Annotated in this window: 14 protein-coding genes; 2 read left to right on the forward strand and 12 right to left on the reverse strand. The window is 57.2% G+C overall.

All coding sequences use genetic code 11. The annotated features are described in order from the left end of the window. Nucleotides 1-146: 146 nt before the first annotated feature. Together ACFFK0_RS27585 and ACFFK0_RS27590 are read left to right on the forward strand one after the other, a co-directional pair. Complete coding sequence (locus ACFFK0_RS27585; RefSeq protein WP_377474054.1) at nt 147-665, forward strand: hypothetical protein; 519 nt, start codon at nt 147-149, stop codon at nt 663-665. Between the two features lie 16 nt (nt 666-681). After that, nucleotides 682-2,031 (forward strand): sensor histidine kinase, encoded by a 1,350-nt coding sequence (locus ACFFK0_RS27590; protein ID WP_377474056.1) that lies wholly within the window; start codon nt 682-684, stop codon nt 2,029-2,031. Nucleotides 2,032-2,382: 351 nt separating this feature from the next. Here ACFFK0_RS27590 and ACFFK0_RS27595 read toward each other — a convergent pair whose 3' ends face one another. The 12 genes from ACFFK0_RS27595 to ACFFK0_RS27650 all read right to left on the reverse strand — a co-directional run bounded on the left by ACFFK0_RS27595 (nt 2,383) and on the right by ACFFK0_RS27650 (nt 19,768). After that, the gene (locus ACFFK0_RS27595; RefSeq protein WP_377474058.1) at nt 2,383-3,621 is read right to left on the reverse strand and encodes an efflux RND transporter periplasmic adaptor subunit; all 1,239 of its coding nucleotides are present in this window, start codon (nt 3,619-3,621) and stop codon (nt 2,383-2,385) included. Nucleotides 3,622-3,653: 32 nt separating this feature from the next. After that, the gene (locus ACFFK0_RS27600) at nt 3,654-6,056 is read right to left on the reverse strand and encodes an ABC transporter permease (RefSeq protein ID WP_377474060.1); all 2,403 of its coding nucleotides are present in this window, start codon (nt 6,054-6,056) and stop codon (nt 3,654-3,656) included. Next, nucleotides 6,046-7,140: an ABC transporter ATP-binding protein gene (locus ACFFK0_RS27605; RefSeq protein WP_377474062.1), complete on the reverse strand. Its 1,095-nt coding sequence runs from the start codon at nt 7,138-7,140 to the stop codon at nt 6,046-6,048. The genes ACFFK0_RS27600 and ACFFK0_RS27605 overlap by 11 nt, the downstream gene beginning before the upstream one ends. A 623-nt stretch (nt 7,141-7,763) precedes the next feature. Then, a complete protein-coding gene (gene ligA, locus ACFFK0_RS27610) occupies nt 7,764-9,791 on the reverse strand; it encodes an NAD-dependent DNA ligase LigA (protein WP_377474064.1) in 2,028 nt (675 codons plus the stop codon). 127 nt (nt 9,792-9,918) lie between these two features. After that, complete coding sequence (pcrA, locus tag ACFFK0_RS27615; protein WP_377474066.1) at nt 9,919-12,306, reverse strand: DNA helicase PcrA; 2,388 nt, start codon at nt 12,304-12,306, stop codon at nt 9,919-9,921. 46 nt (nt 12,307-12,352) lie between these two features. Beyond that, entirely contained in the window at nt 12,353-12,886 is a 534-nt protein-coding gene (locus ACFFK0_RS27620; protein ID WP_377474068.1) for a TlpA family protein disulfide reductase, read from the reverse strand. 32 nt (nt 12,887-12,918) lie between these two features. After that, nucleotides 12,919-13,608, reverse strand: a complete 690-nt coding sequence (pcrB, locus tag ACFFK0_RS27625) for a heptaprenylglyceryl phosphate synthase (RefSeq protein WP_377474070.1) — start codon at nt 13,606-13,608, stop codon at nt 12,919-12,921. Nucleotides 13,609-14,438: 830 nt separating this feature from the next. Then, on the reverse strand, nt 14,439-15,422 hold the full coding sequence (locus ACFFK0_RS27630; protein ID WP_377474072.1) for a siderophore ABC transporter substrate-binding protein: 984 nt from the start codon (nt 15,420-15,422) through the stop codon (nt 14,439-14,441). A 23-nt stretch (nt 15,423-15,445) separates the two neighbouring features. After that, on the reverse strand, nt 15,446-16,204 hold the full coding sequence (locus ACFFK0_RS27635; RefSeq protein WP_377474074.1) for an iron ABC transporter ATP-binding protein: 759 nt from the start codon (nt 16,202-16,204) through the stop codon (nt 15,446-15,448). Continuing rightward, a complete protein-coding gene (locus ACFFK0_RS27640) occupies nt 16,201-17,148 on the reverse strand; it encodes an iron chelate uptake ABC transporter family permease subunit (protein WP_377474076.1) in 948 nt (315 codons plus the stop codon). Before ACFFK0_RS27640 ends, ACFFK0_RS27635 begins: the two co-directional genes overlap by 4 nt. After that, nucleotides 17,132-18,091: an ABC transporter permease gene (locus tag ACFFK0_RS27645; protein ID WP_377474078.1), complete on the reverse strand. Its 960-nt coding sequence runs from the start codon at nt 18,089-18,091 to the stop codon at nt 17,132-17,134. Before ACFFK0_RS27645 ends, ACFFK0_RS27640 begins: the two co-directional genes overlap by 17 nt. A gap of 117 nt (nt 18,092-18,208) precedes the next feature. After that, entirely contained in the window at nt 18,209-19,768 is a 1,560-nt protein-coding gene (locus ACFFK0_RS27650; RefSeq protein ID WP_377474080.1) for a helix-turn-helix domain-containing protein, read from the reverse strand. Between the last annotated feature and the right edge of the window lie 781 nt (nt 19,769-20,549).

Consider the following 20,549-nt stretch of genomic DNA (forward strand, 5'->3'; position numbering starts at 1 on the left):
ACTCTTCCTTTTCCTTCTATCATGCCCCATCTTGCACACTCGTAAACTACTTGACTCTCAATCTTCTTTACGAATTCGCCGATATAAGGATATAGTCCATTGTATTCCATACGGAGCCGTACGGTTCCTTCGGAGGTTGTCCGCTATTGACTCACTCGTCCCTATCAGGAGATTCAACAATTTATAGCTACAAGCTGGTCAAAAAAGTCCGTCACTCTCTTCTTCTCATCACACCCTATTGGGCCCTGCTCGCCCTATTCGCCTTCGCCCAATCGCTGCGCGGGGGATGGATATGGCTGCCGGGTGCAGCGCTCGGAGTGCTCATGCTCCATGCCGTCATTACCCGGCTTCGCCTCTGGATGATGACCGGCGGCACCGCCTCCGTCTGGGGCTGGCGGTTCGGAGTGCTCTGGAACGGCGTACTCCCTGAAGGCTTTGCCCCGCTGGGGCTGTTCCGCCGCGTCCAGCGGCACCTAACGTGGATCGGACTGGCCGCCGTCGGGCTCTTGTACCCGTGGCTGCCGGCCGACGCGCTGCTCGATCTGCTGTTTTTTCATGTATGGCTGCTGCTGCCGCGGTGGTGGGTGCTGCTTTTATTTACAAGGAAGACCAAGAGCGGCTGGGTGAAAATCAATCCGAACGATACCAGCTGCTACGTCCAGTAATGTGGAGGGTTCACCGATGCTCGCGCCGCTTATCTTGCTTCCGATCAAGCTGATCCTCGCAGCCGCCCTGCTCATTGCCCGCAGAGACGCGGCCGCCATGTGGATCGCTCTCTGCTTTCTGTTCGCCGGTTTGTTCGAAGCGTCCTCTTTGGTTCAGCTGCTGAGCCCTCCATCGCCTTACACGGAATTTGCGGTGCAAGTGCTGACGTTTATCCGTGAAACGGGCATGCCTTATACGCTGATCATGGCAGGGCTCGCCTCCCTGGACTGGCGTCGGCCGCAGCTGCTCCGCTGGATCGGCCTGCCGCTGCTCGCTCCGCCCGTCATGACGCTTGCATTTGCAGAGAATGGCGTGCTGCAGCTGACGCATCCATTTTTCCTGAGCTGGTGCTCCGCTTATTTGGCAGGGACGGTCCTGCTGCTGCTCGGCAAAGCGATGCTCGCTTACGCCCAGCCTTGGCGGCCCTATAAATCCGGTGCCGTTTGGCTGCTCGTCCCGATCGCGCTCGGTTTGCTGCTCTTTCATTATTGGTTTCCAACGGTGCAAGGGCTGCGCGACGCTCTCGTGATCGGCACGGTGTTCGCACTCTGTCTGCTGCCCGCTCTGGCGGCCCAGCTTGGACGAAACCGCAGAACAATCGCCTGGGAGCGCCGCGTGGAAGCGGAGGCCGTACAGCTTGCCGCCCGGGGAATGTCGCTGCTGAACCGCACGGTGGATGCGTATCTGACGCCAACCGTGCATGATGAACCTTCTCGTTTCGACGAAAATGAAGCTCCAACCGCCTCGCTACCATCGCAAACGGACATCGAGCTGCTTCGAACCCGCTTGCGCCATGCGCAGCTTCATCTGGAGGATACCCCTCCGCAGGAGGAGCCTTACAGCATGAACGAGCTCATCCGCGGCGCTGTGTCCGATTGCTCGGCTTATGCCGAACATAAGGGGGCGGCCGTCCGTTTTCGCTCGGAGCTGCATGTCGTCGTGCGCTGCGACCCGGGGCAGCTGAGAGAACTCGTCCGCTGCTTGCTGGTCAATGCGCTCGACGCCGTTCCGCCGCAGGGCGGCCTGATCGATATTCGGCTGGAGCGCGATCGGCGGGGACTCGTGCTGGAAGTGAGTGACAACGGACCCGGGATAGTAAGCGAACATTTACCCCATATATGGCAGCCTTTCTTTACAACCCGAACGGCCGACCCGAATCGGCTCGGCCTCGGGCTAACGTACAGTCTTGCCGCTGCGCGTAAACACGGCTTCCAGCTGGAGGCCGCCAGTGTGCCGGGGCGGGGGGCCTCGTTCCGCCTGCTGGTGCCGCCGCGCAAGCTGCAGGCGCTCGCTTCCAGCAGTCAGCCTGCCTCCGGCCGTCCGTAATAAAGCCCGCTCCGTTTCCGGAGCCCTATATAAAGTCTCGTATATGACGAAAACCCGGAGGTTCTGCCTCCGGCACTTCTGCTTTGGCGGCTCATGTCGCCCCACCGGAAAAGCTCGATTACGGCGAATGTGCAGGCATTTGAAGCTGGAACGTCCATAATCGCCCCTTCATTGCAAAGATGCCTGTACATTTACAGCTATCGCCTCTGATGACCTCTTAATAATCAAATTGGCTGCACGTTTACATTAACCGATTTGTTCAATAACCCTCTCAGATTTTAAATTTCTGAATGGGTAAAATGAAAAGCACAGCAGGCGCTGTGCTCCTAATTGCTGTTATCAAGCCTCTCGCTACGGGTTGACGGACACCTTTTGCCGGTCTTTCAATGTATCCGACGGCTTTGCGATCACGGCGCTGCCCGCCCTCAGCCCTTGCTTCACTTGGATGAACGTCTCGGTTTTCATTCCGGTCTCCACCGGCGTGCGAACGGCTCTGTCCTCTTGAACGGTCCATACATAGCTGGTGCCGTCGGCGTTCTGCTTAACGGCCGAATACGGAACCTGCAAGGCATTTGCCGCCCTGCCGGTTTCGAAGTTAACGTCGACGTTGTAGCCGGGCAGCAGCTTTGCGGAGCCCTTATCCAATGCGAGTGTGACGGTAACGACCGGCTTTTTGTCCGTGCTTGTCGGCGAAGGCGCCGCCGACGGAGCGATTTTCACGACATGGGCCAGGTAGGTATCGCTGCCGAGCGCTGAGCCTTGAATGACGGCTTGCTGGCCAACGTAAACTTTGGAGATGAGCGTTTCTTTCACTTCCGCTTCGATCTCCAGCCGGGACAGATCCGATACCGCCAGCAGCTTCGTTCCCGCATCCACCAATTGATTTTCCTGTACGAAGAGTTCCGTAACCGTACCGGGGGCGTCGGCTGCGATCCGCATATGGGCCAGTTCTCTATTCAGCATGTCCTGCTGCGCCTGAATGTCTTTGACCTTTGCCTCGTACCCGGCAGCATCGGCCGCGTCCGGGCCTTGCTTAAGCAGCGAAAGCTTGCTCTGTGCAATATTCAAAGCGGATTGAGCCAGCTTCATCTCGTTTTCGATTTGCTGCAGCTCTTCGTTCGTCACTGTCCCCGCATCGTAATCGTTTCTCGCTTTGTTCCAGGCCCTTGTCGACTCATTCACTTTGAGCTGCGCCTGGAAGACGCTCTCTTCCTGCACCTTCACCTCTTCCGGCTTAGGTCCCCGGCTGATTTTATTCCAATCCGCCTGCACCTGCTCAAGCTGGGCCTGAAGCTGGCGCAGCCTTAGCGCGGTATCCGCGGGGTCGAGCTCGGCGAGCAGCTGTCCTTCTGTCACCGGATCGCCGGCCTTGACATCAACACGAAGCAATTTTCCGGCGGTTTGAGCGTAATACCCGTGCTCCTCCTTCGCCTTCACTTTCCCGTCCGCCTGCTCGTACTGGATCAGATCGGCCTCAGCGGCGCGGACTGTCTTTACCGCTTCTCCTTTTCCGCCGTTTTGCACATACAAGCCTCCGCCGGCCGCCACCAGCAAAAGCGCAAAAAGCCCCAGCCACCATTGCCTTTTCATCCCGATACGCCACCCCAATTCCCAGCACTGTTTTATTCGTAAGCAAGCACGTCTCGCACCGCAAGTCTCGAGGCGTTCCATGCCGGCATAAAGCTGGCTGCCGCCGAAATCAGCACCGCCCCCGCCAACCAGAACATAACTCCGAAAACCGAGAACCGATAATCGAGCGGCGCATAAAAGATGGAACGTCCGATTCCGTCGCTAAGCTGCTTGCTGAGCGGAACGGCAAGCAGCGTGCCCACTATCCAGGCGATCAGCCCGATGATCAAGCCTTCCGCGATAATGATGCCGAATACGGAACGGTCGCCGGCCCCGATGCTGCGCATGACGCCGATCTCCCTCGTCCTCTCCAGAACGTTCAAGCTCATCGTTCCCATCAGTCCGATCGCCGCTACCAGCGTGAGCAGCACCGACATTACGATCAGAAAGGCCATCACGACGCCGAGCCTGTTTTCCTGCACCTGCCTCAGCTCCGAAGTGAGCACAGCCGAAGCCGATCCATAACCTTTATCCTTCAGCTTCGTCTGCAGCGCTTCGGCAACGCGTGCCTGCCCCGATCGGCTGCCGTCTTCCGTGACAACCTGCAGCAGGGACGATTTCGCACCGTCTCCCGCCGCTTCCGCAAGCGCCTTATCGGGCGCATAAAGGGTCACATCGCCGGCTAAGCGCCGCACCAGACCGACGACCGTCCATACGCTTTCGCTGCCGCCCATTTTCAGCCGCACTTCGCTGCCAACGTCAAGATCCGGTTCATAGCGGAGCACGTTAGAGTCGACGACGAGGACATTGTTGTCGCCAGGCTGAAGCCAACGTCCCTTCATCACAATCGGTTCGACCAGCCCGGATTGAACCGGAATTCCTTCGACCATCAAGTCGCGGCTCTCTCCGCCCTGCGGGCGCACGCGGTTGGCGAAATGACGCCCCCACATCTCCCAGCGGACCACTCCCGGCACTTGTGCGGCTATCCGGGCGATGTCCGCGTTGGGCTGAGGCTCGGACATCACCATTCGCACATCGTAACGAACATAACGCTGCGAATTGTCGAGCGACAGCTGCATGGAATCATAGGCGCTGATGACGGAAATGACGATAGCACCGCCAACTCCTAGCGTAACGAGCGTGAGCAGCAGCCTGCTCTTCTTGCGGAACGTGTTGCGCAGCGACAGCAGCAGCGGACGCGGCAATCCGCGCACCCGCTCCAGCAGCCGGTCGATGAAGCTCCGCCGGAATGAACCGGATGCGCCTCCCGCAATCGCTTCGCGAGCGCTGATCCGCGTGCCGCTTAGGATCGGCGGCAGTGCGGCAAGCAGAGGGATCACGATGCCGACCGCAATTTGCAGCAGCACGACATGGCTGGCTGCACCGTATCCGGCACTGTCGAAGTTCATAATGCTGATGGAATGCGAGGTTAACGCTCTGGAACCAAGCTGGCCTAGCGGAATGCCGAGGACCAGTGCAAATAAGCTATAAATGAAAATACTGCCGAAATACATGCGAAACAAGTCGCCGCGTGTAGCCCCGATCACCTGCATAACGCCGATTTGGCGAAGCTGTCCCGACAGCGTAGCCAGCATCGTGTTTGCGATGAGCGTGGATCCCAGCACAAGAACCAGAAATCCCATCGACTGCAAAATGTAGTTCATCGAATCGACAATATCGTAGGCCCAGTGCTTCCCGGGCTCCGGCATATCCGTTGTGTGCACGGCGATGCCCCGATCGGCAAATTCGTCTCGAATCAAGCCCGCGACTTTCTGAATTGTATCGGCGTCCGTTTTATCCCCCGAAGGCTGAAAGGCGAGCAAATTATACTGCTTCGGAACGTCCAGAGTCTCGAGCGTATCGCTTTGAATATATCCGACGACGACACCGGACAGCGAGGCCGGGATCCGGCCTGCGTCCCGAACCGCTCCGGTCACGCGAAGACGCTCCGTATGGCCGTCGGGAAGCTCGATCCAGACCCTGTCGCCCACAGATATTCCGGCATAATCGAGCGCTGTTTGCTCGATGGCGATATCGCCTTCGGCAGGCGGCCAATCTCCCTGAGCGGGAACGATCCTATCCATATAGACCGCGGAGAAATCGTCAAACGCCATAACCCACATGCTGCGCCACTGCTCCGCTGCCGGCTTCAGCTCGCCGCGATCCGGAGCGATCCGTACGTTCAGACCGGTTCGCGCTTCCACGTCGGCAACTCCGGGCAGCTTGCGCACCGCCTTCGCAGTTTCGCTGTCGAACGGATCGGTCTGCAAGGCTGCCGAAGCCGGATTGGCGGCGGCGAGACTATCCGCCATACCGCGCATCAGCACGGATTGCGTCTGGCCGATAATGCCGACGCCCACCACGCCGAGGGCGATCGAGAGCACGACAAGCGCCGTGCGGCCCTTGCTGCTCCTGACGTCGCGGAAAACTTTGAGCCATCTCGGTTTAACGATCATAGCCTTCAGCTCCCATTCGGCTAAGCTCCTCGAGGCGCTGGCGGATGACTTGATCCATCTCCTGCCGGGTCAGCGAGGAGCTGCCGATGACGGCGCCGAAGGCCTCTTTCCCCAGGGCCATCAGCTCAACGGCGCCATGCTCCGACGCACGCACGGTTGCCGTTCTAGGGCCTCCTCGCATCAAGGCAATTTCGCCGAAATACTGCCCCGCCTCAAGTGTCGCGACGTGCACGTCCTCGCCGGGCGGCCGCGGCATATAGACGTTCACCTTCCCCTTCGTGATGATGTACGCCTTGTCTCCTTCTTCTCCGGCGCGAACAATGACCTCGCCGGGAGCGTAGTTTAGCCGCTGCAGCACGGCATGCAGGTGCGTCAGCATATCCACATCAAGATTCGGCAGCGCTTGGAGCACGTATTCATTGACGATCTCGCCGTCGGCAACGATAATCGAACGTTGAACCTTTTTCGCCAAATCGTTATCATGCGTTACCATGACGACCGTTTTACCGTTCTCAACAAGCCGTGCGAACAGCCCGAATATCGAATCCGCCGTCTTCGAATCGAGGCTTCCCGTCGGTTCGTCCGCGACGATGATCGGCGGGTCATTGGCCAGCGAGCGGGCGATGGCGACACGCTGCTGCTGACCGCCGGAGATCATCGCCGGCATTTTATGCGCATGCTCCGCCATGTCGACCTGCTCCAGCAAAGCATACGCGCGGCTCCGCCGTTCCTTCGGCGTAAACATGCCGCAGAAATCCATCGGCAGCATAACATTTTCCAGCAGAGTCAATGTCGGCAGCAGCTGAAAAAATTGAAAAATAATCCCCATCCGCCGTCCCCGCCACTGGGCCAATTGCCCCCGCCGCAAACGGGTAATATCGATCCCCTCAACCGTTACCGTTCCTGACGTCGGCGTATCGATACCGGTCATCATGTTGATTAGCGTCGATTTGCCGCTGCCCGATTTACCGATGATGGCCACAAACTCTCCCGTTTCTATCGATAAGTCGATTCCCTTAAGAGCCGTATATGCATGTTCCGCCGTCTGGAACGTCTTGATTACTTGATGCAGCCTAATGCTCACGTCGCCCATTTCCCCCCATAGCTGCACTGCCCCATTCAGGTCATGATCAGGAGTTCCGCTGTTTCTGCACTGCAATAAGCTAATGTAAACTATATTCTTTAGCAGCCGGTCGATTCCTGCTCGAACCTAGGTATTGTGACTTAATAAATCGATGGAATACGACAAAAAACGGCTCTGTATAAAGAAAGGCTCCTACCTTCGCATCATCGAAGGAGGAGCCTTTCCCTTACCCTTTCAGCGATAACAACCAATCCCTGTAACAGTCTGTGCAGAGCACCTCGAACCGATCTTCCGTCCCGTCCTTGCTATACAAGGTGATGCTGTGCCCGTTGTCCATACCCTTCTCGCAATAGTGACAAGTGTACGTCATGCGGTGACCGCCTCTCTTCTTGGTTGTTTGTCATGCCAGGGCCTCCTTATTATTTCCCGCAATCAGGCAAAACAACGCCCGCGAACCGCCGCCATTCATCCAACCGGTAAAACAAAACCGCCCTTGCGGCATCATGTTGATCATGATCCGCAAGGGCGGTTACGTGCCGGCGTTTGTTTGCCGCCAGCTATTTATTGTTGGCGTCTGGGCATCCACAGCCGGTTATCTCCCGATCCCGTTCAGCCGCTCAGCCTCAGGCTTCCCCCAGCATGCTGCGCAGCTCGTTCTCGTCGTCGATGATTCGGATGCCGAGCTCCTGCGCCTTCGTCAGCTTGCTGCCCGCCGATTCGCCGGCGATGACAAAGTCCGTCTTCTTCGAAACGGAGCCGGACACCTTGGCGCCGAGCGCCTCCAGCTTCTTCGCCGCCTCGTCGCGGCTCATCGTCGGCAAGGTGCCGGTCAATACGACCGTCTTGCCGAAGAACGGGTTGTCCGGGCTCGCGGCGGCGGCTCGCGGCTCTTCGCTGCGAGGCGCGACGCCGGCCTGCAGCATGCGCTGGATGTTGCCCTGCACAATCGGGTCGCGGAAGTAATTATAAATGCTCTCCGCAACAATGCTGCCTACGTCATGGATCGTCAGCAGCTCCTCCGTCGAAGCGTTCATGACCGCATCCAGGCTGCGGAAGTGGTCGGCGAGCACCTTCGTCGTCGTTTGGCCGGTGTTCGGAATGCCGAGTGCGTTGAGGAACGAAGCCAGGTCGCGGGTTTTGCTCTTCTCGATCGCATCGAGCAGCTTGTTCGCCTTCTTCTCCCCGAAGCGGTCCAGCTTAATCAGATCATCGAAGGTCAAGTAGTACAAGTCCGCCGGGTCGCGAACGCCAAGCTCCTCATACAGCTGCGTCGCGGTCATATCGCTGAAGGTCTCGATGTCCATCGCGTTGCGGGTAGCGAAGTGCGCAATGCGGCCGATCGTCTGCGGCTTGCAGCCAAGCCGGTTCGGGCAGAACAAGTGTGCGCCGCGCTGCTCCAGCTCGGTGCCGCACGCCGGACAATGCGTCGGATAGACGACTTCGCTTCCGTCATGCTCCTCCGTTGCCTTGCCGAGCACCTCGGGAATGACGTCGTTGGACCGGCGAAGGAATATTTCCGTGCCGATGGCGAACTTCAAATTTTTGCGCTCGATGTCGCCGATGTTGTTCAGCGTCGCATTCTGGACAGTGACACCGCCGATATCAACCGGCTCGAGCTTGGCGGCCGGGGTGATTTTGCCGGTGCGGCCTACTTCCCATATAACGTCCAGCAGCGTCGTCGTCACTTCCTCGGCCTCGAACTTGAACGCAACGGCCCAACGCGGGAACTTCTCGGTATAGCCGAGCACCTCGCGGGTACGCATGTCCGTCAGCTTGATCACGGCGCCGTCGATCAGGAAGTCGAGGCTCTTGCGCTGGGCGTTGATCGCCTCAAGCGCTTCGATTACCTGCTCGATCGTATCGTAGTAGTGGATATGCGGGCTCACCTTGAACTCGTTATTGTGCAGGAAGTCGATCATTTCCTTGTGGTTCCGGAACGTAACGTTATCGCTGTAGCCCACATTGTAGAAATACGCCGTGAGCTTACGCTCTGCGGTTACGCGCGGGTTCAGGTTGCGGAGCGCGCCGGCCGCCGCGTTACGGGCATTCTTCAGCGGCTCCGCCGCCGTTTCGTTGTATTTCTCCAGCACCGACAGCAGCATCATGCCTTCGCCCTGCACCTCGATAATCCCGTCCTTGTACGGAATCGTCAGCGGAATGGAGCGAATCGTGCGCACTTGTGCGAGGATGCCTTCGCCTACCGTGCCGTTGCCCCGCGTCGCCGCTTGAACGAGCTGGCCCCCGTCGTACGTCAGGTTCAACGTGAGGCCGTCGAACTTGAGCTCCACAACGAAGCTCGGTTCCGGCAGCGGCGGCTGGTCGTCGTTGCGCGTATTGTAATCGTTAATCAGCTTCTGCGCGCGGGCAAGCCACGCCTTCAGATCGTCGATATTTTGCGCTTTGTCGAGACTCCACAGCCGTGCCAGGTGGCGGTGCGGCTCGAAGCCCTTCAGCAGCTCTCCCCCGACACGGTTGGTCGGCGAATTCGGAAGCACGACGCCCGTCGTGCGCTCAAGCTGAACGAGCCGGTCGTACAGCTCATCCCACTCCTTATCGGAGATTGTCGGCCGGTCCAGCGTGTAATAGTTGTAATTATGCTTGTTGATCGTCTCGATGAGCTGCTGCATTTCGGTCATGGCGTCGATGGCCATCGGAAACTCATCCTCTCGTGAGAAGGTGGAACTTCGTCTATGTAAATTGCAGCCGCAGCAGCCGATAGAACGACTGCCGCAATGCTGCGATTGAACTCTTGTCTGAACCGGGCTGCCCCAGCTCAGACTACACCTTCGACAACGGCGCGAATTTGGCCAGCAGCCGCTTCACGCCGGTCGGCGCCGGGAACGCGATCTGCAGCTCGGTGTCGTCCCCCGAGCCCTTGACCGCGACGACGGTGCCGACGCCCCACTTGCCGTGGGAGACTTTGTCCCCCACTTTGCAGTCAACCGCGCCGCCCGGGGCGGGCGCGGCTCCCGGCTTCGGCCGCGCAGCGCCGCCGAAGCCCGCGAGCCCGCTGCCCCCTGCCGGGGCAGCTCCCGAGGTGCGCGCCGCGAGCCCGCTGCCGGCGGCTGCGCCGCCGAATCCGCTGCGCCCTGCTGCGGCGCCGCCAAACCCGCCGCTGCTGCGTCCAGACGCAGCGCCCGAGTACCCGGCGCCGATCCCGCCGCCGGAGCCCCACGCGCTCGCGCGGCTCCCCCGGTCGCCGCCCGGCCCGAGCTGCTCGATGAGCTCCTTCGGCAGCTCGTGCAGGAACCGCGAAGGCGCGTTCGACTTCGTCTGCCCGAACAGCGTGCGCATCCGCGCGCACGTCAAATACAGCTCCTCCTCGGCGCGGGTAATACCGACGTAAGCAAGGCGCCGCTCCTCCTCCAGCTCGTCGTTATCCTGGAACGCGCGGCTGTGCGGGAAGACGCCCTCCTCCATGCCGATGATGAACACCGTCGGGAACTCCAGCCCCTTCGCGCTGTGCATCGTCATGAGCACGACCGAATCCTTCTGCGCCTCGTCGTCATCTTTATCGTTCATCGTATCGATGTCCGCGATCAGCGCCAAATCCGTCAAGAACGCCACAAGCGACTTGTCGTCGTTGCGCTGCTCGAAGTCCATCGTCACGGACAGGAATTCGTCGATATTTTCGATGCGGGCCTTGGACTCGAGCGTATTCTCGCGCTGCAGCTCCATGCGGTACTCCGACATCTCGAGCACCTTCTCCGTCAGCTCCGTTACGGACAAATATTCGACCATTTGATGCAGGTTCGAGATCATGTCGTAGAAATTTTCCAAAGCGTTCTTCGTCTTGCCCTGAATGCCCGCCACCGAGTTAATGTCCCCCAGCAGAGCGAATAACGAAACGCCGCGGCGCCCCGCTTCCTCGCCCAGCTTGTCCATCGTCGTGTCGCCGATGCCGCGCTTCGGCACATTCACCACGCGAGCGAGCGAAATATCGTCATCCGGGTTGGACACAAGCCGCAAATACGCCAAAATATCCTTAATCTCTTTGCGGTCATAGAATTTGATGCCGCCTACGATCTGATACGGAATATCCGACTTGATCAAAATTTCCTCGATCACGCGGGACTGCGCGTTCGTCCGGTACAGGATCGCATGGTCGGAGTAGCGCTTGCCGTTACGTTTGGCCCGGTTGATCTCGCCGCAGATGAAATATCCTTCCTCGTGCTCGGAGTCGGCTTGGTACAGGCGGATTTTGCTGCCGCCCGGCTTGTCCGACCACAGGTTTTTCGGCTTGCGTCCGGTGTTGTTCGCAATGACCCTGTTGGCCGCCTCCAAAATATTCGCCGTCGAACGGTAGTTCTGCTCCAGCAAAATCGTCGTCGCATTCGGATAATCCTTCTCAAAGTTGAGAATGTTTGTAATATCCGCGCCCCGCCACCGGTAAATCGACTGGTCGCTGTCGCCGACGACGCAAATCCGCTTGTGCTTGTCCGCAAGCATTTGGCACAGCATGTACTGCGCGCGGTTCGTGTCCTGATACTCGTCGACGTGGATGTACTGGAACTTGTTTTGGTAAAACTCCAGCACCTCCGGCACCGTCTTGAACAGCTCGATCGTCTTCATGATCAGGTCGTCGAAGTCCAGCGAGTTGTTCGCCTTCAGCTTCTTTTGGTACATTTTGTATACTTTGGCCACCAAGCCTTGAAAATAATCGCCGATCTTCGCCTCGTACCGATCCGGATCGACCAGCTCGTTCTTCGCCGTGGACATCTCCGCCTGGATCGCCTTCGGCTCGAACTTCTTCGTGTCAATGTTCAGGTCCTTGCAGCACGAACGGATGACGGACAGCTGATCGCCGGAATCGAGAATCGAGAAGTTGGACGTATAGCCGATCCTTTCGATATCTTTGCGCAGGATGCGCACGCACATCGAGTGGAACGTCGAGACCCAGATGTCGCGTCCGTTCGATCCGACCAGCCTGGATACCCGGTCCTGCATCTCGCGCGCCGCTTTGTTCGTGAACGTGATCGCCAGGATGCTCCACGGCGCCACGCGTTTCGCCCCGATCAAATAGGCGATCCGGTGCGTCAGAACGCGGGTCTTGCCCGAACCCGCTCCCGCCATAATGAGCAGCGGGCCGTCGACGACTTCGACCGCTTTGCGCTGCTGGGGATTGAGCTTTTGAATTGCTTCTAATATATTAACTGTTCCAGCCATAGTAGTATGAGTGCTCCTTCTTTAAGAGTAGAAATCATGAGGGCCTTCATCGCGCGCCTTCAAGCCCCTTGCGAAACGCCGCATCCAGTCTTTCATAGGTCGTGGCGCCGACGATTTTGGATACCAGCCTGCCGTCCTTGTCGTATACGAATACAGAAGGAAAGCCCGGCTTTTCATATACGTTGTCGTACAAGCCTCCAACCTCATCGGTCAGAATCGGATAGTCGATCCGGTGCTTGTCGATATATTTGCGAACCTCGTCTTCATCGTCCCTGTAGGCCGGATTGATCCCCAAGATATGAACCCGATCCTCGTAAACTTCGTGAAGCTTGACGATCTTGGCCGCATCCTGATTGCAATATGGACACCACGACGCAAAAAAAATAAGGGCGGCAGGCTTGCCGTCGCCAATCGGAACCGGCATCGTCTCTTCGCTGCCGAAATGCTTCAGCGTATACGAGCCGGCGGCCTGCGTCGCTCCGGCGAGCGCATCGATACGTTCCTGAACAAATCTGCCTACGGTGTACAGAAGCAGCAGCGATACCACTGTCATGAGGACGATCGAAAGCTTCCGCTTCAAGCCTCATTCCTCCTTCGCCACAAGAAATGTTCTTACTGCCTCTTCACCCGCACCGTGCTCAGCGCCGTCTCCAAATCGCTGTACACGACGTTGCCGACGACGATCGTATGCGCCGCCTCCGCCGCCTGCTCCGCCTTCTCCAGGCTGTCGATGCCGCCGCCGTAGAACAGACGCGCCTGCGTCAGCACGTCCCGCGCCTTGCGCACCAGCATCATATCACCGAACGTACCGCTGTACTCGATGTAAAATATGGACATCCGCAGCATCCGGTCCGCCATCCGCGCATAAGCGGCCACATCCCGCGCATCGAGCGACGTATCCGCTTCCGTTACGCGGGCGGCCGTCGAGTCCGGATTCAGGATGACATAGCCCTCGGTGAGCAGCTCGTCCCAGTCCATGATCGCTCCGTATTCTTTGAGCGCCTTATGATGCTGGCCGACGATCCATTCCGGATCGCGGGCGTTCAGCACAACCGGCAGGAACGACATGTCGAAGCCGGGCACCACCGCCTCGCGCGTCGACAGCTCCAGCACGCACGGCACCTCGTAGCGCCGGATGCGCGCCAGCAGATCGACCGTATTGTCGAACGTCACTCCGCTCGATCCGCCGACCAGCACCGCATCGGTCCCCGACAAGCAAATGCGCTCCAGCGCTTCGTCCGTCAGCTCCTTGTCCGGATCCAGCTTAAACACATGCTTCCAACCGCTAATATCGACCTTCAAGCCTGTCCCCCGCTTCCGCTCTGACTGCGCCTGCAGCTAGCGCTGCAGCACGCATAGTACCTTCAGTCTATGCTACGGGCACAGTGGTGTCAAATTGGCTATAGCATGATTTTAACACAAATTTGCGAATGCGCGTTCGCAAAAAAATCCACCTTTTGCTGGCAAAGAAACGTCGATCCGCCGCGCGTCTTCGTAAGTTTTTTGCCAACAGGCTGAATCGAACGAGAGTGTGCCGCTTTCCCATTCTCAGTTTTACATAAAGGCTATGTTAAAACCTAATAGTGTGCTATAAACCATCAGTTCCCAAAGTTGCGTTACTACGCTCGGCAAATATTCCTGGGGATGTAAAACTACCGCCGATAACACGCTGAATAATATGGCAGCAATCCATAATAAACATTTGAGCAACCTCGATTTGAAATTTCGTGTGAACATTAGAAACAATATAAAGAAAGTAATATTAAGAAATACTGTTGCAGGAATGCTCACAATTCTTCCAAGACCTGTATAAGAGAAGAATTCGACTAATAAAAACATGGTTACAATAGTCGGAATCATGGCCAAACAGAGAATATTTACTGACTTCTTCATATGGCGTTCTCCTAAAGTTCTAAGCTTTAGAAACCATTGATTACGATGTATTCGCCAAATGGTTTCACTATCCTACCAGGTAGTTCAATGAGAACTCTTCGATACGGATATTTACAACTTCCATTATGTGGCGAATGGGGGTATAAGATTGAAAAAAGTCCATGTTCCGTTGCAGCTCAGCAACAAAACATGGACTTTTCCGGTGCACCCCCAAATTCGGGCGGGAATCCTTTGCAAACTTATTTAAGCGCCTTCGCTACTTCATCGATCATGGCCGCCACGGACACAAGACCGCCGCCGGAGGAGTACCAATAGCTCGGATCGAGATACACGATGCCGCCGTTTGCCGCGGCCTTCGTTTTCTTCACGAGCTCGTTCTCTACCAAGGACTTCGCGTTGGCTTGAGCGGTGGACGCCACAACGGCGTTACGGTCGACGACGAACAAGTAATCCGGATTTTTCTCTGCGATGAACTCGAAGGAAATGCTTTGGCCGTGCGTAGTCACCTGGATCGACTTGTCGACAGCGGGAACGCCCAGCACGTCGTGAATGAGGCCGAAGCGGGAGCCCGTACCAAACGCGGAGATCGCCCCTTCATTAGCCAAAATGATCAATGCATTCTTGTTACTGGCAGCCGCCTTCGCCTGCACGTCCTTCACCGACTTCTCTATCGCAGCCAGCTCGGTTTCCACCGCAGCTTCTTTACCGAAGATTTGGCCCAGCAGCTTCATATTTTCCTTAAATGAATCCATGTACCGCTTCGTATCGACACCGACGTATACCGTAGGCGCCAGCTTGCTCAGCTCCGGGTAGGCGGTCTGCTGACGACCCGAGATCAGGATCAGATCCGGCTGAATCGAGCTGAGCTTCTCATAGTCCGGCTCCTGCAGCGTACCGATATTTTGATACTTCTTATCCTTGTACTTCGCCAGGTAGGCAGGCAGCGACTGCTGAACGACCCCGGTCACTTCAACGCCCAGCTTATCCAGCGAGTCCAGCGCGCCGTAATCGAATACGACAACCTTCTTCGGATTTTTCTTTACCTTGGCTTCGCCCAGCTGATGCTTGATCGTCAGCTCTTCCACCGCAGCAGCCGGAGCGGCTCCAGTCGCAGCGGCACCGCCGGCGCCGCTTGTACTTGCGCTATCCGTACCTCCGCACGCTGCGAGCAGCACCATCAATCCTACAAGCAAACTTACCAATAGCGAGACTTTTCTTTTCATTTTCCTGCACCTCATCTTTAGTTTTATGTAAAATAATTACAAATCCGATTTCCGTCAATGACCTGAACGGGAATGTCCATATCGTACACCTCGCGGAGCACGTCCGTGTCGATCATCTGCTGGACGGGGCCTTCGCGCACGACCCTGCCGTTCTTTAACGCCACAATATGATCCGCGTAACAGGATGCGAAATTGATATCGTGGATCACGATGACGACCGTCTTGCCCAGTTCATCCGTCAGCCGGCGCAGCACCTTCATAATCTGAACGGAATGCCGCATATCCAAATTGTTCAGCGGCTCGTCGAGCAGCACGGCGTCGGTGCCCTGCGCAATGACCATCGCGATGAAGGCCCGCTGGTTTTGCCCGCCGCTGAGCTGATCCAGGTAACTGTGCTGAAGGTCCTGCAGCTCCATGTAAGCGATAGCCTGATCGACATGCTTCCAGTCCTCCGGAGTGAGCCGTCCCTGCGAATAAGGGAAGCGGCCGAACGCCACGAGCTCGCGAACCGTAATTCGGACGTTGATCTGGTTCGTTTGCTTCAGAATGGAGAGTTTTTTGGCAAGCTCCTGGCTTTTCCACTGACCGATCGGATTGCCTTCGATATACACCTCGCCGGCATCCTTGTCGGCTAATCGGCTGATGACGGACAGCAGCGTGCTTTTTCCTGCGCCGTTAGGCCCGATGAATGCGGTGATGCGCCCCTTGGCGATGGATACGGATACGTCATCGACTACGCGCTTGCCGCCATAGGCTTTCGTTACCTGCTTCACCTCGATCATGCTTTGTTCTCCTTGAGCAATAGATATAGGAAGTACACGCCGCCGATGAGATTGATGACAACCGACAGCGTAACCGTTAAACCGAATACCCGCTCCACAATCATCTGTCCGCCGACCATCGCAATGATGCTGACGAGGATCGAAGCCGGAATCAAAAGCGAATGCCGGTATGTTCTCATGAGCTGGTAAGTGACATTCGCCGTCAGAAGACCGAGGAACGTCATCGGGCCAACGAGCGCCGTCGCTACCGAGACGAGCACAGCGATCACGATCAGCAGGTGCTTGACCACGTTGGGGTAATCCACACCGACATTAACCGCGTGCTCTTTTCCCAGAGAAAGCACATCCAAATACTTGGCATAACGGGCAAAATACAGCATTACGAGCCCTGCCACGATCGCCCCGACGAAGATCAGCTTGCCCTGCACCTGGTTGTACGTGGCAAACATACGCCCCTGCAGCACCAGAAATTCGTTCGGATCGATGAGCACCTGCATGAAGGTCGTTACGCTTCCCAGCAGCGTGCCGAGCACGATCCCGACGAGAATCAAGTGATACAGATGCCTGCCTTCCCGTTTGAACATGAGCCTATAGAGCAGTCCCGTAAATAACAGCATCAGGACGAGCGTCAGCACGAAATTGATCTCGTTGTCGACCAGCAGCCTGCTCGCGGAGCCGAATAGGTACACAACCGCCGTCTGTGCCAGCATATAGGTCGCATCCATACCGATGATGTTCGGGGTCAAGATGCGGTTGTTCGTAATCGTCTGGAAAATGATCGTCGACAGCGCGATGCAGCCTCCGGTCAGGAGCATCGCCGCGATTTTCCAGGCTCGGCGCTCCAGCACATACTCCCAATTGCGTCCAACGCCGATGAACATGAAGAGAAGGATCGCCGCCAGGGCCGCCGCGGTCAGCAGTGCCAGCTTAGCTCGAAATGTCATGGGTCTTTCTCCTCAACAGTAAATAAAGAAACATGCCGCTTCCCAATATACCCACAGTAAGACCGATCGGAACTTCGTACGGGTAAATGACGACCCGGCCGAGGATATCGCAAAACAGGACGAACACGGCTCCCAGTAAGGCTGTATGCGGCAGTACCTTTTTCAAATGATCGCCCAAATACAGCGTGACGATGTTCGGAATGATGAGACCAAGGAACGGAATCGTTCCGACGGTGACCATCACGACGGACGATGCCAGCGCGACTAACACCAGCCCGAGATTGACAACCTTGCGGTAATTAAGACCCAGGTTGACGGCGAACTGCTCGCCCATTCCGGCAATCGTAAATTTGTTCGCGTACAGATAAGCCAGAATGACGACCGGAATGCCGACGTAGAGCAGCTCGTAGCGCCCCTTCATCGAGAGGGCAAAATTCCCCTGCAGCCAAGCCGTCAAGCTCTGAATCAAGTCGTATTGATACGCAAGGAAGGTGGCGATCGACGTCACGATCCCGCCGAACATAAGCCCTAACAGCGGAATGAACATGGCGTCCTTGAATTTGATTTTGTCCAGCAGCCTCATGAAGACGAACGTGCCCGCCAGCGCGAAGGAGAAGGCGCCCAGCATTTTCAGCATGGGGGGCGCCGCCGGAAACAAAATCAGGATGACCAGCATGCCCAATCGGGCGGAATCGTCCGTCCCTCCGGTCGTGGGCGATACGAATTTATTTTGACTGAGCTGCTGCATAATGAGGCCCGCCACCCCCATGCTCACGCCGGCAATGATGATGCTGATGAGCCGCGGGATCCTGGAAATCAGCAGCACTTGCAGCTGTTCCTCGTTCAGGCGCAGCAGGTCCGCGGGGGAAATGTCCTTAACGCCGATGAAGACGGAAGCGATGGACAGCACGATCAGCGCCGCAAGCAAATGCCAAAGCCTCATCCTATTCCCCCTCATGTTGTGTTGTTTGTCGCGACTGATAATCATTATCATCGATATTTATTTTACTCGCCACGCTCGAGATGAGAATGGACATTTCTTTATTCGGTATGGACATTTCTACAGCCGGTATGACATCAGGGCATCGACATAGGCATCGACCAGACTATCATAGAAGCTTGCGTTGTATAGAAGAGGGTCTTCGTGTCTGAGAAACATGCACGGTTTGGCCGGCTGCTTCCGCTGAACCTGATGCCACTCCTTTTCGAGCCGCATCCATTCGTCATCGGGCGCCGATTGCGGGAGAAGGAAGATGACCCGGCTGCAATCCAGCTCGGCAATGGTCTCGAGCGAGGGGGTGTCGAGGAAGCTGATATCCGTCAGCGCTGCGGGAGGCGTCACGCCCAGGTCGCCGTAGAACAGATCTTGTATTTTTCTGCGCTGCATGCCGTACACGCGGTATAAAGACGGATATACACTGACCACGAGGAACGGCTCCCCGCCCAGCCGCTTCAGCGTAAGGCTGCGGGCGTTGTCCACCTTCTTATGAAAATAATCGAGCCACCGTTCCATGAGGACGCTTAATCCTACCCCCCGGCTGATGTCCCGGAGACGCTCCTTCCACGGGTACCCCTTCCATTCCATAACGATGACCGGTGCGAGCTCCGCGAGCCTCCGCTGCAAGTCCTCCGGAATCGGCGATGTGTAGATTTGCTGCGGGGAGCACTGCTCTATGCTTCGCATGTACGCCTCACTCCGGTCTCCTTCCGCCCAGCCTCTTGGAAGCGTGACGACCGGCGTAATGCCGAGAGCGCTGAAGTCGCCGGTGAATACGGGCGTCAGACAAGCGATGCGCAGCTTGGCGGCCGTAACGAATTCGGTCGGCGAGATGCCGAAGTGCTTCTTGAACAGCCGGCTGAAGTACAGCTCGTCGGCATAACCGACGGCATGCGCGGCTTCCGTGACCGTTAAGGCTTGACTGGACAACAGGCGCAGCGATTCCTTCAAGCGCACCGTTGTGATGAATTTGAGCGGACTTAAGCCCGTATACGTTCGGAACAGCTCGTAGAAGCGGGCTTTGCTCGCTCCTGACAGGCGCGCCAGCTCTTCCATATCCAGATCGGCTTGATACTGCTCCAGCATGCTGTTCTTGACCTGTATGACATAGTCGATCAGCTCGTTGTCCGCCTTCGGCGAAGCGGCCGCATCGGTCATTTCCGCCATCATGGCGTACAAATACGATTGAATCAGGAACGGGCCGGAAGGCCTATCTTTCGACTCGTTTACCAGCTCCTGCACCCAGCCGTACACACGAGGCATTCGGATGCGCTGCAGGGTCCGCGCCGCACGCTGCCCGAACCAGGCCTGAACGGAGGATGCCGGCCGGCCCTCCGCCGTAAAACGGATGACGATGAGCTGTGCCGTTTGTTTGTCCGCATTTTGAAGGGTCAATATGGTATGGTCAGGAAGATAGACGAGCTCTCCGTACGAGATTTTCGCCGTGAGCGTATGGGCTTGCTGCGGCAGACGGACGTGCACGCTGCCTCGGGTGACGAAGGCGAATGCATGATAGTCGGCATTGCCGAGCTCCACGCTGCTGCCAGGCTCGACGGAGTACTCGGCCGCTTCGAGAAATTGCAGGTTCAGCTGCCCGTTCGAAGGTCTTGGTGTCGGTACCACCTTATCGTCTCTCCTTGTACACGTAGGGTTGCTTACTATGTTAGGTGATAATGATTATCAGTGTCAAATATTCGCCGTACATGTGGACAGTCTTCTGCCTACCCGCTACTTCCGCCATCAACAACGCCCTATGGGGCCTTGTTGCGGCTTCCCCGCTCCTTTCCGCCTTCAACAACGCCCTTTTGGGCCTTGTTGCGGCTTCCCCGCTCCTTTTCGCCTCCAACAACGCCCTTTTGGGCCTTGTTGCGGCCTCCCCGCTCCTTTTCGCCTCCAACAACGCCCTTTTGGGCCTTGTTGCGGCCCTCCCCGCTCCTTTCCGCCTCCATCAACGCCCTTTTGGGCCTTGCTGCGACCTCCCCGCTCCTTTCCGCCTCCAACAACGCCCTTTTGGGCCTTGCTGCGGCTTCCCCGTTCCTTTCCGCCTCCAAACAGCGCCCTTTTGGGCCTTGTTGCGACCTCCCTGCTCCTATCCGCCTTCAACAACGCCCTTTTGGGCCTTGTTGCGACCTCCCCGCTCCTTTCCGCCTTCAACAGCGCCCTTTTGGGCCTTGTTGCGGCCCTCCCGCTCCTTCCCGCCATCAACAACGCCCTTTTGGGCCTTGTTGCGGCCCTCCCCGCTCCTTTCCGCCTCCAACAACGCCCTTTTGGGCCTTGTTGCGACCTCCACGCTCCTTTTCCTATTAAGCCCCCTAATTGGATTGGAGAGTATCTAGGGAAATTAGGTACTATTAATTCAAGGGGGGCGGCGGAAGTGAGACAACGAAACAACGTATTTAAAGAA

The sequence above is a fragment of the Paenibacillus chartarius genome (genome assembly GCF_042432825.1).
GTDB lineage: Bacteria > Bacillota > Bacilli > Paenibacillales > NBRC-103111 > Gordoniibacillus > Gordoniibacillus chartarius.